Source organism: Mesorhizobium sp. WSM4822 (assembly GCF_055811155.1).
In genome coordinates this window covers 897,378-917,121 of the sequence record NZ_JBVVQM010000001.1, presented here as the reverse complement: position 1 = coordinate 917,121, position 19,744 = coordinate 897,378, and the positions used below count along the sequence as shown (strand labels likewise).

General features: G+C 61.0%; 17 protein-coding genes and 1 pseudogene. 8 read left to right on the top strand and 10 right to left on the bottom strand.

The window, feature by feature from the left end; translation table 11 throughout:
- Positions 1-119 precede the first annotated feature (119 nt).
- From AC0L3E_RS04565 to AC0L3E_RS04540, 6 genes and pseudogenes are all read left to right on the top strand, one after another.
- Positions 120-617 (top strand): annotated as a pseudogene (locus AC0L3E_RS04565) (winged helix-turn-helix domain-containing protein); the annotation flags it as partial.
- Positions 614-1,855 carry a sensor histidine kinase gene (locus tag AC0L3E_RS04560; RefSeq protein WP_473604330.1) on the top strand — a complete coding sequence of 414 codons (1,242 nt, stop codon included), beginning with the start codon at positions 614-616 and terminating at the stop codon, positions 1,853-1,855. The pseudogene AC0L3E_RS04565 and the gene AC0L3E_RS04560, both read left to right, overlap by 4 nt.
- Positions 1,856-2,431: 576 nt before the next feature.
- Positions 2,432-3,598 carry an acyltransferase family protein gene (locus tag AC0L3E_RS04555; protein ID WP_128308879.1) on the top strand — a complete coding sequence of 389 codons (1,167 nt, stop codon included), beginning with the start codon at positions 2,432-2,434 and terminating at the stop codon, positions 3,596-3,598.
- The gene (locus AC0L3E_RS04550) at positions 3,595-4,701 is read left to right on the top strand and encodes a glycosyltransferase family 2 protein (protein ID WP_127809804.1); all 1,107 of its coding nucleotides are present in this window, start codon (positions 3,595-3,597) and stop codon (positions 4,699-4,701) included. The genes AC0L3E_RS04555 and AC0L3E_RS04550 overlap by 4 nt, the downstream gene beginning before the upstream one ends.
- A 4-nt stretch (positions 4,702-4,705) precedes the next feature.
- Positions 4,706-5,740 carry a glycosyltransferase family 2 protein gene (locus tag AC0L3E_RS04545; protein WP_473604329.1) on the top strand — a complete coding sequence of 345 codons (1,035 nt, stop codon included), beginning with the start codon at positions 4,706-4,708 and terminating at the stop codon, positions 5,738-5,740.
- A gap of 9 nt (positions 5,741-5,749) precedes the next feature.
- On the top strand, positions 5,750-7,534 hold the full coding sequence (locus tag AC0L3E_RS04540; protein WP_473604328.1) for an ABC transporter ATP-binding protein: 1,785 nt from the start codon (positions 5,750-5,752) through the stop codon (positions 7,532-7,534).
- Positions 7,535-7,823: 289 nt separating this feature from the next.
- Here the strand turns inward: AC0L3E_RS04540 and AC0L3E_RS04535 are convergent, their stop codons facing one another.
- From AC0L3E_RS04535 to AC0L3E_RS04510, 6 genes are all read right to left on the bottom strand, one after another.
- Positions 7,824-9,290 (bottom strand): coiled-coil domain-containing protein, encoded by a 1,467-nt coding sequence (locus AC0L3E_RS04535; RefSeq protein WP_473604327.1) that lies wholly within the window; start codon positions 9,288-9,290, stop codon positions 7,824-7,826.
- A gap of 364 nt (positions 9,291-9,654) precedes the next feature.
- Positions 9,655-9,927: a cell division topological specificity factor MinE gene (gene minE, locus AC0L3E_RS04530; RefSeq protein WP_024501686.1), complete on the bottom strand. Its 273-nt coding sequence runs from the start codon at positions 9,925-9,927 to the stop codon at positions 9,655-9,657.
- A complete protein-coding gene (minD, locus tag AC0L3E_RS04525; RefSeq protein WP_127415391.1) occupies positions 9,924-10,739 on the bottom strand; it encodes a septum site-determining protein MinD in 816 nt (271 codons plus the stop codon). Before minD ends, minE begins: the two co-directional genes overlap by 4 nt.
- Before the next feature lie 67 nt (positions 10,740-10,806).
- Positions 10,807-11,619, bottom strand: coding sequence for a septum site-determining protein MinC (gene minC / locus AC0L3E_RS04520; protein ID WP_473604326.1), 813 nt, complete (start codon positions 11,617-11,619; stop codon positions 10,807-10,809).
- Between the two features lie 212 nt (positions 11,620-11,831).
- Positions 11,832-13,949 (bottom strand): DEAD/DEAH box helicase, encoded by a 2,118-nt coding sequence (locus AC0L3E_RS04515; protein ID WP_473604325.1) that lies wholly within the window; start codon positions 13,947-13,949, stop codon positions 11,832-11,834.
- Entirely contained in the window at positions 13,946-14,791 is an 846-nt protein-coding gene (locus AC0L3E_RS04510) for a HamA C-terminal domain-containing protein (RefSeq protein ID WP_473604324.1), read from the bottom strand. Before AC0L3E_RS04510 ends, AC0L3E_RS04515 begins: the two co-directional genes overlap by 4 nt.
- A 175-nt stretch (positions 14,792-14,966) precedes the next feature.
- Between AC0L3E_RS04510 and AC0L3E_RS04505 the strand changes: the two genes are divergently transcribed.
- Positions 14,967-15,737 (top strand): toll/interleukin-1 receptor domain-containing protein, encoded by a 771-nt coding sequence (locus tag AC0L3E_RS04505; RefSeq protein ID WP_473604323.1) that lies wholly within the window; start codon positions 14,967-14,969, stop codon positions 15,735-15,737.
- A gap of 30 nt (positions 15,738-15,767) precedes the next feature.
- On the opposite strand, the gene AC0L3E_RS04500 is transcribed toward AC0L3E_RS04505, so the two are convergent.
- Positions 15,768-16,244, bottom strand: a complete 477-nt coding sequence (locus tag AC0L3E_RS04500) for a hypothetical protein (RefSeq protein WP_473604322.1) — start codon at positions 16,242-16,244, stop codon at positions 15,768-15,770.
- Positions 16,245-16,280: 36 nt separating this feature from the next.
- The gene (locus AC0L3E_RS04495; protein ID WP_473604321.1) at positions 16,281-16,832 is read right to left on the bottom strand and encodes a YfbU family protein; all 552 of its coding nucleotides are present in this window, start codon (positions 16,830-16,832) and stop codon (positions 16,281-16,283) included.
- Positions 16,833-17,208: 376 nt separating this feature from the next.
- On the opposite strand from AC0L3E_RS04495, the gene AC0L3E_RS04490 reads away from it, so the two are divergent.
- Positions 17,209-18,162: a DMT family transporter gene (locus tag AC0L3E_RS04490; protein ID WP_473604319.1), complete on the top strand. Its 954-nt coding sequence runs from the start codon at positions 17,209-17,211 to the stop codon at positions 18,160-18,162.
- Positions 18,163-18,563: 401 nt separating this feature from the next.
- Here AC0L3E_RS04490 and AC0L3E_RS04485 read toward each other — a convergent pair whose 3' ends face one another.
- Together AC0L3E_RS04485 and AC0L3E_RS04480 are read right to left on the bottom strand one after the other, a co-directional pair.
- The gene (locus AC0L3E_RS04485) at positions 18,564-18,911 is read right to left on the bottom strand and encodes a DUF2934 domain-containing protein (protein WP_473604318.1); all 348 of its coding nucleotides are present in this window, start codon (positions 18,909-18,911) and stop codon (positions 18,564-18,566) included.
- Positions 18,912-19,000: 89 nt separating this feature from the next.
- On the bottom strand, positions 19,001-19,618 hold the full coding sequence (locus AC0L3E_RS04480; protein WP_473604317.1) for a BA14K family protein: 618 nt from the start codon (positions 19,616-19,618) through the stop codon (positions 19,001-19,003).
- Positions 19,619-19,744 lie beyond the last annotated feature (126 nt).

Genomic DNA, 19,744 nt, shown 5'->3' with positions numbered 1-19,744 from the left:
TTTATGGCTACTCCGGTGTGGGCGGGTAAATTTTCCTTTTTTGGTTGTGCTTTTCTTTGCGCGCGGGGGGGGGGGGGTTTTTTTGGGCGGGGGGTTGGCGCCACCCAACCCCCCACACCCCGATCATCCTGCTGACCGCGCTGAAGGAAGATGTCGACCGCATCATTGGCCTGGAACTCGGCGCCGACGACTATCTCGGCAAGCCGTTCAACCCGCGTGAGCTCATTGCCCGCATCCGTGCCGTGCTCAGGCGCTCGGCGCCCGAGGAGGCGCCCGCCTCCCCGCGCGCGCGTACCTACCGCTTCGCCGGCTACAGGCTGGAGCCGGACACCCGCAAGGTGACGGATGCACAAGGCGTGGCCGTCGACCTTACGGGCGCCGAGTTCGACCTCTTGCAGGTGTTTCTCGACCGCCCCGGCCGGCTTTTGTCGCGTGACCAGCTTCTCGACCTGACGCAAGGCCGCGAGCGCGACCCGCTCGAGCGTTCGGTCGATGTGCTGGTGAGCCGGCTACGCCGCAAATTTTCCGACACCGGCGACGGGCCGCTGTTCAAGACCGTGCGCAATGGCGGCTACCAGCTCACCGCGCGCGTCGAGACCGTGGAGAGCCACGCGTGAATTCGCTGCGCCGCCGTCTCATCCTGCTGCTGGTCGCCTCGATCGTCGGCGTCGTCGGCCTGGCGACGGCCGCCGTCATCAGCGTGCGCGGCGGCGGACCGCCGCCGGAACTGACCGTGCCCTGGATTGCCCAACAGATGGAACTGGTGGTGCGGCTTTTGCCGGGGCCGGTCCCCGACGTCCTGCGGGTGCAATTCGCCGACCATCCGGCGGGCGGCAAGGTGGCTCGTGCGGAAACGGCGATGCTCAACGACATCCTGCACCGCCGTGGCCTCGACTTCCCGGCGGTCGTCAACGAGAAGTCGGACGAACCCGGCCAGATCGCATCGATGCACCTGCCTGACAGCCGCTGGGCGATCATGGAGGTGCCGCACCTCAAGCCGCCGCGTCGCGAATGGCTGGTTCTGGCCGGCTGGATCTCGCTGATCGTCGCCGGCGCCACGGCGGTGTCGGTCTATTTCACCTCGGTGCTGATCCGCCCGCTCGAGATGCTGGAGGCCGCCGTCTCCAAGATCGGATCGGACGGCGTGCTGGCGGCGGTGCCGGAAGTGGGCTCGGCCGAGGTCAAGGCCACCGCGCATGCGCTGAACCAACTCTCGTCGCGGCTGCGGACCGCCATGGAAAGCCGCATGCGGCTGGTCGCCGCCGCCAGCCATGATCTGCGAACGCCGATGACGCGCATGCGGCTGCGCGCCGAATTCCTCGACGACGAACGCGACAAATGGCTTCACGACCTCGACGAACTCGACCGCATCGCCGACAGCGCCATCCGTCTGGTGCGCGAAGAGGTGAACCAGGACGCCGTCGAACCGGTCGACCTGGCAAAGACGGTGCGCGATATCGAAGCCGAGATGGCATCGCTCGGCCATGCCGTGTCGATCGGGCACCTGGACAAGGTTTGCGTGCGGGCCGGCGCGCTTGGCCTGCGCCGCGCCTTACGCAACCTGATCGTCAACGCCGCCACCCATGGCAAGGCGTGCCGCATCGACCTGGCCGCAGCCGACAATCGCGCCGTTCTGACCATATCTGACCACGGCCCGGGCATACCCACGGAACTCCTGAACAAGGCGTTCGAGCCCTTCTTCCGCGTCAACCCCGGCCGCCTGCAATCCGTCCCCGGAGCCGGTCTTGGCCTCGCCATCGCCAAGGAGATCGTCGAGCGCTACGGGGGCACGATAACGCTGGAAAACCGCCCGGGCGGCGGGCTGGAACAGACGGTGGTGTTCGACGCGGTGTAACGGTTAGCGGTCAGCCGAGTAATCGGCGTTGACGAAAAAACAGAGACGATGCTGCACCGCGCAAAGCCAATGTTCCAAATCATATCTCCACGGAGCCAGGACCGAACCCATATAGCCAAAATATAGATCGCAAAATTTCTTGTGATCCAACAAAGAACTAGGCTCTCAAGCCAGGAGCTCCTCAATCAACCGAGGCGGGAACATCGGCACAACTTAAACCACAGCGTTTAAATTCTGAGGAAACTCGCCAGAAATGGCGAGAACCGGCCGGTTTGTCAATTTTTAGCACTTGCTCACATAAGTATTTCAGCCGGGTAGATTTTTTGTGTTGCGCTGCACAACGCCGTAGCCGAACGATCTCCTAGTGGGACTCGTTTGCGACTGGACATACGCCGTGGAGGATTCCGCCAGGTTGACCAGCTTGAGTTGTCCGTCCGTCGATTTCGAGCCCGGCCCGGCCGTGCTCGCAATGCGCAGATTTGCGGGTGCCTTGGCGGGTCTCGTCCGCCTTAGCCTGCCGCTCGAAACGGCCGGCTGGCGGCCTCATCGCGGATATCACGCCGGCGGAAGCCGCTGATGGGAAGCGCCCGTGACATCCAACTTGATGCGTTGAGAGCTATCGCCGTAACGATGGTGTTGTATTCCCATTTCTTCGCGGAGGGACCTTCGTTCTGGGGCCATATCGGTGTGCGGCTGTTCTTCGTGCTGAGCGGCTTCCTGATCACGCGCCTGCTCCTGGAGGCGCGCTCGGCCACCGAATTCGAAACCGGCCCGGCGCTGCGCTCCTTCTACATCCGGCGGATGTTGCGGATATTCCCGCCCTATTTTGCCGTCCTGGGTTTCGTCTGGCTGGTCGACCTGGATCAGTCCAGGGGATCGCTGGTCTGGCATGCGCTTTATCTGTCGAACTTCTGGTATGCGCTGCAAAATAACTGGAACCCTTGGGTGCTGGGCCATTTCTGGAGCCTGAGCATCGAGGAGCAGTTCTATCTTGCCTGGCCGCTGGTCGTCCTGCTGGCCCCACGCCGCCGCTTCGAGGCCATCTGCATCGCCGTCATCGCACTGTCGCTGGCCTATCGCTTCTATTGGCCGATCACCGCCACGCCGACGCTGACGCGCGACCTGCTGCCGCCGGCATCCATGGATGCGCTGGCGTCGGGCGCGCTGCTTGCCTGCTGGCATTTTAGGGGCGCCGGCCTGCCGCACTGGATGCGGCTGGGCTGGCCTGCCTTCGCGGCCGCATTCCTTGTCATCGAGTGGTTAGTCCCGGAGCCCGCCGATCCGACACTGGAATGGGCCCGCTGGCTGCTGCGGGAAGTCCTGCCCCTGGTGCCGCTGATGGTCATCGTGGCAGCCTGTTCGCGCGGCCTTGGCGGCATCCTGGGCAGGCTTGCCGAAGTGCCGCCGCTGCTTGGCCTCGGCCGCATCAGCTACGGCGTCTATCTCTATCATCCGATATTGCTGTCGCTCGCCGTCAAGGCGCAGCCCTGGATTCCGCTCAACGTCTCGGAGCAAGGGCCAGGGCGATTCCTGGTCGCGGGCGCCGCCACGATTGTCGCGGCCTGGATTTCCTGGGTGGTTTTCGAGAGGCCGCTCAACAGCCTGAAGCGCTACTTCCCCTATGTCGCGCGCACCCGCTCTGCACAGGGCAGCCATGATGGCTGGCTCGCGACGGCGGCCGTCGGACCGCCCGATGGCCGCACACCGGCGCTCGAACTCCAGCGCACGGATGCAAGACGATGACCGCCGCGCCGCTCGTCTCCGTCCTGTTGCCGGTCTACAATGCCGGCCCCTATCTCGCCGCCGCGCTGGGAAGCATCCTGCGGCAGGATCACAGTCGCCTGGAGATCATCGCGATCGATGACGGCTCGACCGACAATTCGCTCGAGATACTCGAGCGATGCCAAAAGGCCGATAGCCGCATTTCGATCGTCTCGCGCGAAAACCGCGGCCTCGTCGCGACGCTCAACGAAGGGCTGGCGCTCGCCCGGGGCGAACTGGTTGCACGGATGGATGCCGACGACGTCGCCTATCCCTGGCGTCTGTCGCGCCAGGTGGCGCTGTTCGAGCGGCGGCCCGAACTGGGCTTCTGCGGCGCCGGCGTCGACATGTTGATCCGCGGCCGCATCGCCATCGGCAGGCCCGATCCGGTGTTCAAATTCGGCCGCATCCCTGTATTGGCGATGTTCTTCACGATCTTCATGCACCCGACGGTCGTCTACAACAGGAAGGTCATCGACGACAGCGTTCTCCACTACGACCCGATCTACAGGCACGCCGAGGATTTCGATCTTTTCAGGCGGCTGGCCGGCCGTTACCCGGCAGCCATGATGCCCGAAAACCTGGTCGTCTACCGCGTCCATGAGGCAAGCGTGACCAGCCGGCACGTCAAGGAGATGCGCAGGACGCATTTGCGGATCGTGGCCGAGAACCTTGAGCGCGAGGGCCTGGCGCAGGCCACGCGGGACCTGCGCGACATCGGCGATGCGGTCAGCCACGACACGGTCGCCCGTGCGGCCAGCTTCATCGTCGCGCTGGAGGAGGAAATCCGCTCGCTGCCGGCGGCGACGCGGCCGAGCTTCGAGGCTGGCGCGCTGAACCTGTTCTATTTCCTCTACCAGCTCGTCGCCGACGAAAAGCAGCCGGCGCTGACGCATGAATTGCTGACGCGGACCGCGAAATGGAACGCCATCCGGCGCCGCGAGCAATATGCGCTGCGGCCCGGCGCCTGGGCGCCCTGGCTCAGCCTCGCCTCGCTGTCGGCCGCCAGACAAGCCGATGCCATGGCGTACTTCTTCAAATCCGCGCCCGCCGCGGCGGTTCTGGCGTCTCATCGGTTGAGTTAAAGGCATGATCGTCAAAGCCCACCAAGCTCTGCAGCGCGATCGTTCGACGGCGCTTGACCCTGCCCCGACCGGTCGCGGCCGTGACCGATCGGCGCCGGAAGTCAGCTTCATCATCTGCACCCGCAACCGCGTCGCGGTGCTCGATGCCTGCATCAAGTCGGTGCAGGCCGCCTGCCGCGCACATGCCGGCTTCGCCGCCGAACTCGTGGTCGTCGACAACGGTTCGATCGACCGCACGGCCGAACGCCTGGCCAGCATCGCCGCTGCGTCGGACATTCCGTTCACGCCCGTCTGCGAGCCGCGCCCAGGATTGGCGGGTGCCCGCAACGCCGGGCTGCGGCGCGCGCGCGGCCGTGTGCTCGTCTTCGTCGACGATGACTGCGCGCTCCATCGCGACTATTTGCGCGATCTGGAGCGACACTATGCGTCCGGGGAACAATGGCTCATCCGGGGCGGCCGTGTCGAGCTTGGCGATGCCAGGGATTTGCCGTTCACCATCAAGCGGTCGTGGGCGCGCGAGCGGCTGACGCCGGATGTCCATCCCGGCGGTTTCGTGCTGGGCTGCAACATGACGATGCACCGCGACGTCGCGGCCCGCATCGGCTATTTCGACGAACGCTTCGGCGCCGGCGGACCATTGCGGTCGGCCGAGGATACCGATTATCTCGTGCGCGCGATGCTGCTCGGCATCGCGGTCGAGTATGTGCCTGACATGACGATATTCCATCATCACGGCCGGCGGGATCGCAAAGCCATCGAAAAGCTGCACCGCGACTACAGCCTGGGCAATGGCGGGCTCTGCCTGAAGCATGTTCGCCACGCGCCCTGGCTGCTTCGCCATTTCTACTGGGCCGCAAGAGGGGCTTTCCGGGAATTGGCGGGAGGACCCGCCTTCGATCGTGAACTCAACCTGCCGCACTGGCCGATCGTCGCCATGAATTTGCTCGGCGCGGCCAGGTTCGCGGTTCTCCTGCTGGCCAGGCGGCCGCGGGCCGAGCCGGTGCGGCAAGATCAGCAAGCCAATGCCCAGGCGAGGTGAAACGCTATAATGCCGATGCTGCCGCCAAGCCTGCCGATGCTGTTCCGGGCGTTCGGAAAGCGGCAACTGCGCCTGCTTCCGGCGGTGGTGGTACTCGGCCTGGTCAGCGCCGTCCTCGAAGGGTTCGGCATCGGCCTGATCATCCCGTTGCTGGGCATCATCATGGGACATGGGGATGCGGCCGGCATGGACGGCTTCTCCGCTGCCCTCCAGCATGTCGGATCGGGCCTGAGCGAGCGCGACCGGCTTGTGGTCATTTCGGTCGCCATCCTCGGCTCGATCGTCCTGAAGAACGTCTTCGCCTTCGCCAACACGCTGCTGACGACCTTCATCTCCGGCAAGGCAAGCCATTCCATCCGCAGCGCCTTGTCGGAGCAGCTGTTGCGGGTCGGCTACCCGTTCTTCCTGCGGCAAAGCCCCGGACGCCTGCTCAACATCATCTCCAACGAATCCTGGCGGGCCTCCGATGCGATCCAGATCATGCTGTCGGCCATCGTCAGCGCATCGGCCGCCATCATCCTCCTGGCTTTCCTGTTGCTGCTTTCGTGGCGCATGACGCTTCTGGTCACGCTCGGACTGGCGCTGGTCCAGATCGCGCATGCCATCCTCTCGGCCAATCTGAAGGAGCCCAGCCGCAGCGTCGCTTCGCGCAACGGCCATCTCGCCTCGCAGATGCTTCACCTTGTGCATGCCGGACGGCTGATCCGCATCTTCGGACAGGAGAACCGGGAAAAGGCGATATTCGACACGGCGTCGGATGCGGTTCGCCGCGCTTCCTTCGCGCTGCTCGTGCGCCAGGGAGCGCTGCCGCCGCTGACGGAGGTTCTCCACGCCATGCTGTTCCTGGCCGTGGTGATCGGCGCCTGGCTGGCGCAGGTGAGTTTCCCGCTGATCATCGCCTTCGTCATCCTGCTCTACAGGCTGCAGCCGCATATGCGGGCCCTGCAGGGGTCGTGGAGCCAGCTGCAGGGCCTGAGCGGATCGCTTGAAGAGGTGACATGGCTGCTGGATCCCGCCGGCAAGCCGCAACCGCCGCAAGGCGACGGGCCGTTCCACGGTCTGCGCCAGGGCATCAATTTCGACGATGTGACATTCACCTATTCCGGCACGGACCGGCGCGAGGTGGTGCTGCATGCGGCGACATTCGAAATCCGCGGTGGCCGCTCGACGGCGCTGATCGGCCGCTCGGGCGCCGGCAAGACGACGATCGTCAATCTCCTGTGCCGCTTCGTGGAACCGGACACCGGCAGCATCCTCGTCGATGGATCGCCGCTCGACCGGATCGACGCCAGCCAGTGGCGCCGCCACATCGCCCTGGCCAGCCAGGAACTGGAACTGGTCGACGGCAGTATTTTTGAAAACATAACCTACGGCCAGGACGCGGCGACAGCCGGCGATGCCGAGGCCGCCGCAAGACTGGCCGAAGCGCATGAGTTCATCGAAAGGCTGCCTCAGGGCTACGAGACCCTGGTCGGCTACAGGGGCGTCAACCTGTCGGCGGGACAGAGGCAGCGGATCGCCTTGGCCAGAGCCCTGGTGCGCGATCCCGATCTCCTCATCCTGGACGAAGCCACCAATGCAGTGGACGGGCTGTCGGAAGCGGCCATCGTCGAGACCCTGAAGTCGAGAGCCGGCCGCCGCACGACCATCGTCATCAGCCACCACCACAGCACCATCTCGTTCTGCGACGACGTGGTCATCCTGAGCGGCGGCCGGGTGAAAAAGCAGGCCCCTTTCGGCGCCCTGGCCTCGCTCAGCATGGACGAGCTTTATCAGCACGAGCCGCTCGACTGAGAAGGCACCGGGCCGGCCCGCGATCGCTTCCCGGGCGTGTTTGCAGCCGCCGGCCGGCGGGTCGTCGCAAAGGTTCGAATCAGAAGCTTGGGGAAGTGCCGCTGGCACCTTCCGTGATCGCACCAATGCCGTGCGGGACCGAGGCGCGCTACCTTACCTGTGCGGCGGACCTGTCGATCCGCCTGGCCGGTGCCCCATTGGGCTTACTCTCCGGGTGAGGTGCCGGCCTCCCATGCACAAAAACAAAACCTGAAGCGCGTCGCCTGAATCCTTTCAGGCGTGGCAGGCCTCAGCCAGCGGCGCCGACATTCCTGCGCATGCGCCGCCTGCCTGTCGTCCGTGCTTTCTTCGCCATCGCCCCGGCTATCTCGACCACGCCGTTCTCGGGCGGCCTGCCATTGGTGGCCTTGTGGAGCCGCTCGTAGGGCAGCAGTTCCTTGATCCGGGCATTGAGCGAGGCGATTTCTGCCTTGAGGTCCTCGCATTCCTGCCTCTGCACGTCGAACTGTATCTGTTCGGACGCCTGTTGCAGCGTCAGTTGAGAAAGGTTGGCGTTCACCTTGGAAAGACTCATCTTGTCGCTTTCGCTCTCCTGGGTCAGCGCGGACAGTCTTTCATCGGCGATCTTCTTTTCGGCCAGGGCGTCGTTCAGTTCGCTCTTGAGCCTGGCGATCTCGCCTGCGGCTTCGCTGTTTTCGGTCGAGGTTTGCTCCAGCCGCGATTGCAGGTTCTGAATCTCCGAGCTCAACCCGCGCATTTCCGCCTGGCCGCGAGCCAGCTCGGCTTCCTTGTCGCCTTCCATCATGCGGGCCGCTTCGCTCGTTTCCGACAGCTTCGCCTGTGCGGCCTCGAGCGACTTCTGGAGCCGCATCTCCTCTTTCTCACTCTTGCCGAGCGCGGCCAGCAGCTCCGCCAGCCGCGCTGCTTCGCTGGCATGGATCGTCGACAGCTCGTCGAGCCTGTGGCGCGCCTGCGATTCCCGCTTCAGCGCCTTGTCGAGTTCGATCGAGAGGTTGACGTGCTTTTCGCGCAGCATCTTGCTTTCGCGCAAGCGCCTGTTGGCCTCGACCGTCCTGGCGGTCAGCCGCTTGGCGATGTCGCCGAACTCCGCTTCGCGCTTGGCGCTCGCATTGGCTGTCTCCACCAGTTCCAGCCTTACCGCGGCCAGTGCCGCACGAAGCGTCTCCCGGTCCTGGACCAGGCTTGTCTCGCGCTGCTGCAGCGCTTCGAAAGCGCCTTCACGCTCGCGAAGTTTTCTCGTCGTATCGTGCAGCTTCTCCGACAGCGCCCTCTGTTCGGCGGCCAGGGCCGCATTGGCAACCTCCAGCTCGTTGGCGCGCAGGATGTCGCTGTGCAGGATGTTGAGGAATTCGCGCGTCAAATGGTGTGAGGTGCCGATCTCCGACAGCTTGTCGTTGATCTCCTCCAGATAGTCCCTGGCGTCATGGAAGAGACCCTCGAAGGCGCTCAACGCAGCCAGCCGGGTCTGTGTATGGGCGGTCAGCCGTGGCGCGGTTTCGGAACTGTCCTCATCACCCGCGGCGTCGGCCTTCCCGGCATTGTCGTCATTTGCCGCGTCGGCCTGGGGTGGCCCGCCATCGGCTGCCGCCGGGGCATCCGGCACATCGTCGCTCTCTGGCGGCACCAGGTCGTCGGCGTCGAGACTTGCATCCAGCGCGTCCGCCAGATCGATCTGCAGATCCTGGATTGCTTTATCCACGTCTTCAGCACGCTTGATCAGGCCTCTGAAGTTCATCACCAAACTCCCCTTACGCATACCTCGCTTCGAACTTAACAAACTGCTAATATATCCTTACATCCGCTGCTTGCGCAGGGGAAGCCCCGTCGGCACAAAGGTAAATTTGGGACATTTGGGGGGTTGGATGCTGCGAGCGACCAATGCCGCGGCAGGGAAAAGCGTGCAGCGCCGCGCTGACCCCACCCGCTGCTTCGCAGCGACTTGCCGGGCGAGCCACAGGTCTCTGCGCAAAAAAACCGGGCGCCCTACCTCCCCCTTGTGGGGAGGTCGGACCGCAGGTCCGGGTGGGGGTGCTGGCGCTGACCCCCACCCGGATCCGCTTTGCGGATCGACCCTCCCCACAAGGGGGAGGGTAAGAAAGTCACCCCGCCATGGCCAGCGGCACGGCGCTCTTGTTGGGGATCTGGATGTCGATTTCCAGCGTCGACATGGTCTCGCCGCGGTCCATCGAGACCTGCAGATAATCCTGGTCGATCTGCACGTGCTTGGCGATGACGGCCATGATCTCCTCGCGCAGGATGGAGACGAGGTCGGGCTGGCTGCGGTTGCGGCGCTCATAGGCGAGCAGCACTTGCAGCCGCTCGCGCGCCACCGGCGCGCTGGAGCGCCGCTTGAAGATATCGAGCAGGTTCATGCCGCCCTCCTTCCCAAAAGACGATCGAGGAAGCCCTTGCGCTCGAAGGGCACGATGACGGGCAATTCCTCGCCCTCCAGCCGCCTGGCGGCGTCGATATAGGCGCGTGCAGCGGAATTGAGCGGCTCCGACAGCGTCACCGGCGAACCGAGGTTGGAGGCGCGCAGCACGTCCTGGCTCTCCGGAATGATGCCGAGCAGCGGCACCGACAGGATTTCCAGCACGTCGTCGATGGACAGCATTTCGCCGCGCGAGGCGCGCGCCGCATCGTAGCGGGTGACCAGCACATGCTTGGCGATCTGCTCGCCCTGCTCGGCGCGCAAGGTGCGTGCGTCGAGCAGGCCGATGATGCGATCGGAATCGCGCACCGACGACACTTCCGGATTGGTGACGATGACCGCCTCGTCGGCAAAGCGCATGGCGAGCTGCGCGCCGCGCTCGATGCCGGCCGGGCTGTCGCAGAACACGTAGTCGAACACCGAGCGCAGCTTGTCGATGACTTCGCCGACACCCTCCTCGGTCAGCGCATCCTTGTCGCGCGTCTGCGAGGCCGGCAGCAGGAACAGCGTCTCGACCCGCTTGTCGCGGATCAGCGCCTGCGAGAGTTTCGCCTGGCCCTGGATGACGTTGACGAGGTCGAACACCACGCGCCGCTCGGCGCCCATGATCAGGTCGAGGTTGCGCAGGCCGACGTCGAAGTCGACAAGCGCCACCTTCTTGCCGGTCTTGGCCACGGCCGCCCCGAGGGCCGCCGTCGAGGTCGTCTTGCCGACGCCCCCCTTGCCCGAGGTGACCACCACTACCTTGCCCATTGAAAAGCCTCCGTTGTTGTTGTTCTTGGTCGGGCAGCCCTCGGCCGCCCCAATATCGAAACGAATGTCAGCTCAGCGTCGAAACCCGCAAAGCGTCGCCGTCGAGAAACGCCTGCACCGGCTTGCCGCGCGAAACGCCTTCCATCTCCTCGGCGGTGACGTACCAGCCGTCGACCGCCAGAAGTTCCGCCTCGTTCTTGCGGCAGAAGATGCGCGCGCCCCTGTTGCCCAGCGCACCCGCCGAAGCGCGCCCGCGCAGCGTGCCGTAGACATGGATCGAGCCCGCCGCGATGATCTCCGACCCGGAAGCGACCGAACCGAGCACGATGACATCGCCATGCGGATGCACGATCGCCTGGCCGGAGCGGATCGGCGCCTTGATCATCAGCGTGCCCGAAGCTTCAACCTGCGGCTCGCTATCGCCCACCTTGCTTGCGTCAACCTTGCCGTCGCCGACCTTGTCCTTGTCCGGGCCGGCTTCAGGCTCCCTGCCCTCGGCCTTGCCCTCCGATGTGCCGGGAACATCCTCCCGCGGCTTGCGGGGCAGCAGCCCATCCGTCGTTGCCTCCTTGGCGCCGACCAGCACCGGCGGCAGGTTAGGCGCGAGTGCGGTGTGGCCGTCGAGCTCGATGGCGTAGATGCGGATGCCGCGATGGCCAAGCACGTCGACCAGCGATTCGATCGCGGCGACATCGGGCTTCAAGGTGTTGAGGTCAAGCACCACCGGCCGCCCGGCAAAATAGCCGGGCGAGTTGCCGATCCAGTGATCCAGCCCCTCCAGCCACACGTCCAAGGGCGCTTCGGGCGTCAGCGTGAAAGCGACGAAAGAGCGGGCACGAAAACGAATGGATTTGGCCTCGAGGGGGGCGGCAAAGGTCACGGCTGGCGAATCCTTACTGAGAGGTAAACGCTAGCGAGGGAATGGTTAACGAATGGTTAATGCGAGGGGGTGGGATGGGACTGGAACGGTTGGTTGGATGCGGCTCCACTACCGACAAATTGAAAGGCCATCAGATCGCCATCGGCGGACACCAACATCTGATCTATTGCTCGGTACTTCCGTTTGAAAGCACAGGGCACTATCAAGACCGCCTAGAGTGAGGCTTGAACCATTTGATATTCAAACGGTGTAAGACCACCTGCGATGTAATCCCGCTCGCGAAGTGATCTTAGTGTGGTTATGGCCTCATCAAGATCATGGTCTCCCCCTAAATAGCCATATACCTTCATTCCTAAAGGGATAGGAATTCCTATTTCCTCCAAACCCTTCACATGTCGTGGAAGATAGTGGCTTTCGATGGTCTCAGCCATCGTTAGATAATCAACCTTGAGAAGTCCGATACGCAAAGCGTAATGATTCACTAGAAGCTGCAACGCCGAGAGCACGGAGGGTACGTAGAAATCTACCTCGCGAATTGCACGGAGAGCTCGATCAATCTCGCGCTGAACCGCTTCAGCTTTGGACGACGCAACTATCCTATTGAGGTAATCTCTTATGCGACCGCCTGTACCCAGCATCCGAAACGCGAAGAAAGCAGCTTGACCGGAAGAAACAAGCGATGAGTCCTTGGCAAACGGGCGCCAACCCATTGCAAGAGTGGCTACCAGCTCCTCATAACTCGCCCGACCCGACCATATTATTCGCCGGTCTCCAGCCTGAAGCCGCTCTTTCACTTTGTCTGCGACAATTCGGATGGATGCGATCGGAAAAGTGGCCAACTGCTCTATTAGCTCAGCAGGAAGATCCAGGTCTGTTTCAAGCTGCGAACGGCGCTCTCGAAATGATTCATCACTGGCAAAGCCCTCAATTCCGATTAGGAAGTCATCACTCAAATCGGCCGGATCGGCTAGACTTGGGATATCCAATTGGTAAGCTTCAGGATCGGGAGGTTCGTTGAATAAAAAAACATTCCCAATCATGTACTTTCTGAATCTGCCCGCACGCCCAGAAATGTTTCTATAAGAAAAATAGTCAAATCGCTTCGAACGTATTTTATCATCAAATATAAAGACGTTCTCCGCCTTTGTATTGACGCCTTCGATGAGTGTGGAGGTGCAAATGAGGATGTTAAGATCCCCCTCCTCGAAGGCACGAAGAATTTGTTGCGACACGCTTCGAGGCATCGCGCCATGGTGCATACCGATGCCAATTTGAAGTGCTGTCGCGACGACCCAATCGGGGTGATAGTGGTCGGCAAGCCATAAGCCCAACTCCCTGCAATAAGGAGCCTCGTATCCAATACCTTCCTGGATTAGGGCATCTGCAAGTTTTCGAGCTGAGGCCGGCGACTTGCAGAACACCAGTGACTTCTCCGCGGACCGTTCCGCAAGCAGAGAAGCGAGGCGCCTACGCTTGTAGGTCTCATGGCTGAAGTCGTGAATGATAGTGGCAACTGTGGCAGCATCTGAATCTATCCGCTTGGCCGAAATTTTTCCCAAATTCACATCGTAGTCAAGATTTGGTCCAAGAAGAAATATCTGTTTAGCTCGCGGCGCATATCGACTAAATACTATATTTAAACAGCGACTACGTGCGTCGTTAACATCGGCGTTAAGTTTATAAAACTCATCTATCACAAGTAAATCAATATTCTCTAGATCGACGCGATCTCTTAGCCTTTCTTGTGTCAAAATTAGGATATTTCCTAACTCTTCAGACAGTATTTGATCATTGCGGTGAATTATTCTATGGGTCTTGCTAAAGGCTCTGTCCAAGCGGCGCCTTTGCTCGTCCAAAAGCGCCAAGGTAGGTACGACTAGCACCACTGTCCTGGGTCGACGAACATCAATGAGATTGTCGACTAGAAAAGACTTTCCGAAGCTTGTTGGCGCGCTAAGAACCAGATTCTGCCCTAATGCAAGAACGTCAAAAGCATGAGCCTGCTCCCTATGAAACAAGTACTTTGAGGATAAATCTCCGGAGGGTCTAAAGCCTTCTCTTGCGATCGCGTCCTGCCAGTCCAATTGAGCATGCTCAAGATAAGGGAAAAGCCCTACCTCTCGCAGTAACCCTTGAGTTACGGGCAAAAGACTCTCTAGCGCTGTAAAATCTAACACGGTCGCATGGAGTGCAATGATGTGTTGATTTAACCAGCCATCGGCGGCGCCGTTCTCTAATATGTAACGCCCAAGCGATGACGCCTTTCGAAAAATACTTACGAGGTCAGAGCCATCCGCCGCAAGAACTGCCTCTAACTCCTGCCGCCTCATGATCGATAGAAACCCATGCGTCGATCGAACTCGTCTTGGAGCAATTTCTTCGAGTTCATAGGTATCATGATCTTGAAGACACTAACTGGGATAGTGAGGCGTGCAAACTCGTCGTCCAACGCGAGGACCTCTGCTTCAAGGCGGGAATTATAGTCGTCTTCGTTCTGAAAATCCGAGCAGGAATCGCTATCATAGGTCACCAATATAGGCACCACTATGCGATCAAAAATTTGGTCAAGAGGAGTGTCAACGTCAAACATCCATTGGAGACGTTCATAACCAGGCGTGTATTTCGAGATTTTTCCACCCAGCATAATCTTTTCACTGCGCAGAAATCCGCGATCGAGGTGTTCCTTGACCGACCTGACAGCATCGCGCACGGCGCGTTTGCCGTCCCGGTAGAATTTCGCCTCTCCCAACCATATCTCAATCTCTCCGTCTCCAGAGAGGCGAACATGAGCCAGATCGAAACCCTTCACCACCTCGTTGGATGAAGTTTTGTAGAAGAGCTTGGAGACGGCTGGAAACGTCCCGAAGAATTGCCTACAACAGATGTGGAGCAACAGTTCGCCTAGCTCACCGCGACTTGGTCCCGCGCGTTCCGAATAGAGGTGTTCTATAGCACGCTCCATCAGGCGTCGGACCTGTGACGTATTCTCGATACGATCTGGTAGGTCGTCCGGCCTAAACGCAAACTCCGGCAACCAGTCTGTCAAATGCGCAGCCAGCCGACCGAATCGCCACTTACGGCCATCAAAATGAGGGCACGGAACCAATAGGCTCCGTTTTACGATCGCGTCTGTCTTGCGCGCAATTAATAATGGGGATGGGATGGGGTACATCGACTGAAATAGGAATCCCTATGGGTGCCTGCACAATATACTAAAGTACGCATGCGGCAATGCGAGGTCTTACGGGTCAGACGAGCAACCTCTGAGGTGGATAGGTCCCCCTTGTCCACAGCCGCTTCTTTTGGCATGACTTAAATATTTTCAGGCGGGATATTCGAGAAACACAATGGCTTATATTTTCCTCAGTCACTCGCATGCTGACAAGCCTTTTGCGCGAAAATTGGCAGCCAGCTTGAGAGGCAATGGCCACTCGGTCTGGATTGATGAAGCTGAGATAAACATCGGCGATTCTCTAATCGGAAAGATTAGAGAAGGGCTTGATAAAGTCGACTATGTGTGTGCCATCCTGTCAAAATCTTCGATCGATAGTCAATGGGTTCAAAAGGAATTGGACATCGCGAGTAACCGTGAAATTGATGAGAAACGAGTGGTGGTGCTGCCGTTACTTATTTCTGATATTGAGTTGCCAGGATTTCTTCGCGGGAAATTTTACGGCGATTTTAGGGATGAGGCTCGATACGATGAGATTTTTGAAGGCCTTCTCCGTGCAGTAGGAGGGGGGAAGAAAGTCGACGAAGCATCACCTGAAGAAATCGAAACTCTTCGCGTCGCGTTGGATCACGCCCAAGCCCAGGCGGAGGCTCATCAACGAGCAGCAAAGCGTGCAGAAAATGCCGCGTTTCGAGCGAAATCAACCCGTTTGAAAGAGGCCATCGCCGAAGCAAATAAGAACTTTCCTCGTCATGCGACAATAAATAATACGTATGCCTTTGAAGTCGCCGACAGTCCTGTTACGCTTGACTATCTTCTCTGGGCAATCGCCAAGGCAGCACGAAAAGGGGCTCACCCTTTGGAGGCGCTGATCTCGGTTACCAATCAATGGGAAGACGTCGAGAACATGCTGCAGGCTTATAGCGAGATGGTTGAGAGACCATAGTTCAGTCCGCTAGGATCGCTCCGGCGGCATTCAGTCACTAACATGCTCCAAAAGCTCTCGATCGCTCCGCCGTCGATCCTCCTGCTCCAAGCTAGGGATCAGGATCTGTAGCGTCGCGAGCGCATCCTTCCAGCCATCCCGATTGACCCCGATCTCCTCGATGTTCCTGATTGCCTTCAGAAGCTCGTCGGCTGCGTTCTTTACATCTGTGCCCAAACTCCGGCCGAGCTTTATGGGAAGTCGCGTTACTAGGCGGTCGTGAGCAGTTCGAAGCGCGTGAAGATCCCGCGCTGGATCATGCCCGGCTGACAGAAACTCTGGCGCGCCACCTTGCCGACGCATTGCAGCGTCCTTGGCTGAATTCAATGCGGCCAGCAATTCTTTCAGGCGATCACCGTCTTCCTGCTGATTTTTCTTCTCCACGACAGTCTCTGCGGCTTTCTTCGCAGCCTGCTTTGCAGACGTGGCTGCCCAAGCCGCGTAGACGGAAAGGCCAATGCCAGCCAAGTTCAGGAGATTCCAGAATAGAGCGGCTTCCATGGCTTAGCGATTACTCGGATGAACCGCAGCCGCGAGGATGGCCTTTGCCTCGGCAACCGTGAGATCGAACCGACGTTCTCGCGGCGTCTTGCGCCACTCCTCCAGCATCCTCTGATAGATTTCGCGGACAGGCATATGCGAGTTCCAGTAATTCTTCTTTGGCGTCGGCACGAATTCAAAGCGTTTAAGGCGCTCGATCGTGTACGCCGTGAAAGCCATAAACTTCCCCTCGTTATTGCCATCGTAGCCCATGAATTTTGTGAAAGGACTATTTTTGATCTCCTCATCGTCAGTCCGAGACACGAACCGATTAATCGCATCGAACATGTCCAGCGTGTCCCAAACCTCGCTGGACTCAGCCGCAGTCATCACATCGTCCCCGTCGTAGATGTGGTCCATGTCCCAGCCATAAAGCATTTCGTAGCCACGCTCGATTGCCTCGCGCTGCACAGCGATGTCATCGGCATCGTTGGGATAAAGTGCCTCCAGAATTCTCATCTGATTAGAGAGGAAGAGCCGATCCAGGCGGCTGAGTTTGGGTTTTTCATCAGACATTTCAAACTCCTGGAGGCTGTCAAATACAACACCGATTTGTATTCTGGCGACACATGGATACCAGAAAGGCAAAGGCACACAAGGAATCGAAACGAGTTTGCGGCGACAAGGCGGACTGACATAGTTACTCGATCAGCCTCAAGGCAGTTGGTCCGCTTGTGATGGGGGAACAACGACAGCGGACTTCCAATGTCCGATGTCGTGAGTTGACCCGTTCCGGTCGTTGCATCCCCTCACGGGAAAGAACTTCCCCGCTCCATCGAAGACATAGGGCGGCCGAGCGCAGCTTCCTTCACCCCCTTTCAAAACGCATGCACGATCCCACGACACAGGCTATGTTGCCCCGTCTGGCCGAAATCATCGAAGGGGGCATGACATGCAGGCAATGCCGATAGCGCATCAAGCCGCGCAACCCGTGGCCGGCCCCTCCCTGGCCGGCTATCCGGCCGCCATCCTGTGCTGGCTGCTTTCGGCCGGTGTCTATATCGCGGCCAAATGGGTGGCGCCTGAAATGCCGCCCTGGGGCCTCTGCTTCTGGCGGCTGACGCTGGCCTGCACCATCCTGCTGCCGATTGTACACCGTCATCACGAGGCGATGATCGGGCTTTTGCGAACGCGCGCCGTGGAGATCGTCGCCGTGGGGGCGATCGGCCTGACGCTGTGCCAGGGTATGATCTACCACGGCCTCAACCACACCGACGCCACCACGGCCGGCATCATCATGGCGCTGTCGCCTGTCATGACGATGGTGCTCGCCCGTTTCGTGCTTGGCGAGCCGCTCGGGCTGTGGAAGTCGCTTGGCGCGCTGGTTGCGCTTGCCGGGATGATTTTTATCGTTGCCCACGGCAATTTGACGGCGCTGCTGCAACTCAAAGTCAATGCCGGCGAGCTGTGGATTGTCGGCAGCGCGTTCTGCTGGGGCCTCTACACCGTGCTTTTGCGCCGTGCCAAATTCGGCATCGAACTTCTGCCGATGGTCGTGCTGCTGCTCGGCGCCGGTGCGCTGGTCGCCTTGCCTTTCCATCTGTGGGAATTGTTCAACGACGAACGCTCCGCCATGAACGTCCACAGCCTTCTCGCGCTCGCCTATCTGGCAGGTCCCGGCGGCGCCTTGATGTACTACCTCTACAACAAAAGCGTGCAAACGCTGGGCGCGAGCCGGGCAAGCATGCTGCTCTACCTGCAGACGGTGTTCGTGGCCATGCTCGCCTATCTGCTGCTCGGCGAGGACTTGCACGATTACGATCTGGTCGGTGCGGCCTTCATCGTCGCCGGCATCGTCCTCGCAACAATGGTCAAACCCAGGCCGGCCGAACCACGCGCGGCGTAGAAATCTTGGAGGCGACGGCTGTGCGGCGGGTCAACAAAAAACCCGCCTGGCGGCGGGTCACTGGCGCAAATCAGCACCATAGGCAAAAATGTAGCATAGCTGCCCTCACCCCGTCAAGAAAAAATTCCTATCGGCATCGACATAAGCTGCCTGCCCGGACACATGCATTCCCAACCAAAGGCCAGCGGCGCAAACTGCGGTGGAGGCCAACATTTCAACGAAAGTAAAATTCAGATCCAGCTTGACGGAACATTAGCCATAGCTAATTGTTGATCTGTGCGGCAGGTGGTGCCCTCCATCGCCTGCCGAAGATCGGCCGTCCGATCGGCCCGCGTCCTCCGCCAGAGGCGCGGGCTTTCGGGGCCGCCGCGCAATCCAGCCGATATTTTCCGTTCTTCAGCTCATTTCGCCAGTCCCTCGTCAGAGCTCCTCCGCCCTTTGGCCTTGAGGCTGCGGGCGGCCTGCTCGACCGCGGCGCGGTCGTTGCCCAGGCGGTCGAGCAGTTCCTGCGCCTCGTCGCCGGAGATGCCGGTGCGCACCGCCAGCGCCTCGACCTCCAGCACGTCGGAGCTGGCGATCTCACCGGTTTCAGGCAGCGCGTCGTCCGCCGTCAGCGGCAGTGCCGACTCGCGGTCGATCTCGGCCTCGGCCTGGTGCCAGTGCCGTTCGGGGTCGCCGTGCATGCGGCCTTCCCGTTCCCAGATCTGGTAGGCGCGCTCACGAATTCTGTCGTCCCGGTCGTCGCTCATGGTCAGTCCTCCTTGGGTCGTGGTTGAACGCCGCGCCAATGCGGACGCTCCGGAAAATCCGCGCGATCGGATCGGGCGGCGCGCGGGCTCTACTGGCATTGCCGTCTCGGGCCGCCGGAATAAGGCTGGTAGGAGTTGTCTTCCGGGCGGTAGGAGCGGTAGCGGCTGAAGCAGGAATCGACATGGTCGGCCGAAAGGGCTTCGCCGCCACCGTCGGCAACGTAGACGCCCAGGCCGGCGCCGTTTTCGCCGCCATCGCCGGCAGCCGGCTGGGCGGCCTGAACAGCCTGACCGGCGGCTTGGAGATAGGGCGAAATGCAGGGGCGCAGCTGCCCGCTGTAGGAGCGATAGCTGTTGTCGTCCGGATGGTAGGAGCGATAGCGGCTGGCGCACCAGGCGAGATGCGGAGGCGGCAACTCGGTCGTCGTGGGCGCGATGGCGCCGGTGACCGTCGGGTCGGGCGGTGTTTCCTGCGGTTTGGCGGGGATGTCGGGCGGCGCGGACTGGGCGGCCGGCAGGCGTTCGAGGCCCTGCCCGGCCTTGTTCACCGGCCGCGCTTTTTTGGTCCACAGTTCCGCCACGCTGACGGTGGCCGTTGCCTGGCGCGGCGGCTTTGCCGCAAGCAGCCAGGCCGCAAAACCCAGTCCGCTGCCGAAGACCGCAAGGGTCAGCACGAAGCCGCAGACCAGTCCCAAAACCGCTTTCACGACACGCTCCTTAAGTCCCTGCTCATAGAATGCGGGGCCTCAAGGCTGGTTCCAGAAAAACGCCGGACGCACGCCCCGAGCGCTGCCGCCGGGCGCGTCCGGCAAGCGCCGTCAAGACAGGCTCAA

Bases quoted from the DNA above. Each gene is read 5' to 3' on its own strand.
- AC0L3E_RS04555 (WP_128308879.1), top strand. From the start codon at position 2,432: ATGGGAAGCGCCCGTGACATCCAACTTGATGCGTTGAGAGCTATCGCC.
- AC0L3E_RS04550 (WP_127809804.1), top strand. From the start codon at position 3,595: ATGACCGCCGCGCCGCTCGTCTCCGTCCTGTTGCCGGTCTACAATGCC.
- AC0L3E_RS04545 (WP_473604329.1), top strand. From the start codon at position 4,706: ATGATCGTCAAAGCCCACCAAGCTCTGCAGCGCGATCGTTCGACGGCG.
- AC0L3E_RS04540 (WP_473604328.1), top strand. From the start codon at position 5,750: ATGCCGATGCTGCCGCCAAGCCTGCCGATGCTGTTCCGGGCGTTCGGA.
- AC0L3E_RS04535 (WP_473604327.1), bottom strand. From the start codon at position 9,290: ATGAACTTCAGAGGCCTGATCAAGCGTGCTGAAGACGTGGATAAAGCA.
- minE (WP_024501686.1), bottom strand. From the start codon at position 9,927: ATGAACCTGCTCGATATCTTCAAGCGGCGCTCCAGCGCGCCGGTGGCG.
- minD (WP_127415391.1), bottom strand. From the start codon at position 10,739: ATGGGCAAGGTAGTGGTGGTCACCTCGGGCAAGGGGGGCGTCGGCAAG.
- AC0L3E_RS04515 (WP_473604325.1), bottom strand. From the start codon at position 13,949: ATGAGGCGGCAGGAGTTAGAGGCAGTTCTTGCGGCGGATGGCTCTGAC.
- AC0L3E_RS04510 (WP_473604324.1), bottom strand. From the start codon at position 14,791: ATGTACCCCATCCCATCCCCATTATTAATTGCGCGCAAGACAGACGCG.
- AC0L3E_RS04505 (WP_473604323.1), top strand. From the start codon at position 14,967: ATGGCTTATATTTTCCTCAGTCACTCGCATGCTGACAAGCCTTTTGCG.
- AC0L3E_RS04495 (WP_473604321.1), bottom strand. From the start codon at position 16,832: ATGTCTGATGAAAAACCCAAACTCAGCCGCCTGGATCGGCTCTTCCTC.
- AC0L3E_RS04490 (WP_473604319.1), top strand. From the start codon at position 17,209: ATGCAGGCAATGCCGATAGCGCATCAAGCCGCGCAACCCGTGGCCGGC.
- AC0L3E_RS04485 (WP_473604318.1), bottom strand. From the start codon at position 18,911: ATGAGCGACGACCGGGACGACAGAATTCGTGAGCGCGCCTACCAGATC.